The sequence below is a fragment of the Synechococcus sp. R6-10 genome, assembly GCF_047461815.1.
Lineage (GTDB): Bacteria > Cyanobacteriota > Cyanobacteriia > Thermostichales > Thermostichaceae > Thermostichus.
In genome coordinates this window covers 1-690 of the sequence record NZ_JANSHW010000763.1, presented here as the reverse complement: position 1 = coordinate 690, position 690 = coordinate 1, and the positions used below count along the sequence as shown (strand labels likewise).

Annotated in this window: 2 protein-coding genes; both read right to left on the bottom strand. The window is 65.4% G+C overall.

The window, feature by feature from the left end:
- On the bottom strand, positions 1-380 hold a 380-nt coding region (locus tag NW837_RS15910), incomplete at its 3' end, for an MFS transporter (protein ID WP_414332705.1).
- A 17-nt stretch (positions 381-397) separates the two neighbouring features.
- A partial coding sequence (locus tag NW837_RS15905) for an SDR family oxidoreductase (RefSeq protein WP_414332702.1) occupies positions 398-690 on the bottom strand: 293 nt, incomplete at its 5' end.

Below are 690 nucleotides of genomic sequence, written 5' to 3'. Positions count from 1 at the left end.
ATCACCGCCTGATACGGACCGTTCGCCCAGTTCAGAAAGAGTTGAATCGCCACGAAGTGCAGGATCAGCAACGCGAAGCTCTGCGTGGTCATAAACAGCACGACGAACGGCAGGCTCAGCAGCGTGCCCCACAGGATAAACGGGCGTCGCCTGCCCATCGGGGAAGTGCAGCGGTCGCTGATGGGTCCCGCGATGAGTTCAACGATCGTGGAAATCAGCGCGCCCGCCGCCGCCAGCCACGCAAGGTATAGCCCGCGCTGCTCCAGCGGCGCAAGGTCGTTCACCCGCGCCTGCATCGCAATCGTCAAAAATGCCGCCCAGTGGACGCTCACGCCCAGCCAGAACACGCTGAGTGCCCAGTAGTTGATGCGCCCTTGCATCCCGAAGCCTTCTGTGGCTACGACAGCCCGTACACGGGGATTGCCGCGCCGTGGATGGCGCGCGCGGCAGGCGAGCAGAGGAACATGATGACCTCGCCGAGCGCGTCGGGCGCGACCCAGCGCGAGAAGTCGGCGTCGGGACGCGCCGCGCGATTCGCTGGCGTGTCGATCGTGCCAGGCAGGATGCAGTTGACATTCACGCCATGCTCTTTCAGTTCGGCGGAGAGGGTTTCAGTGAGGCGGATCACGCCCGCTTTGGCGGCGCAGTAGCCCGCCCCGCCCGCAAAACCTGACAGCCCCGCCCTGCCCG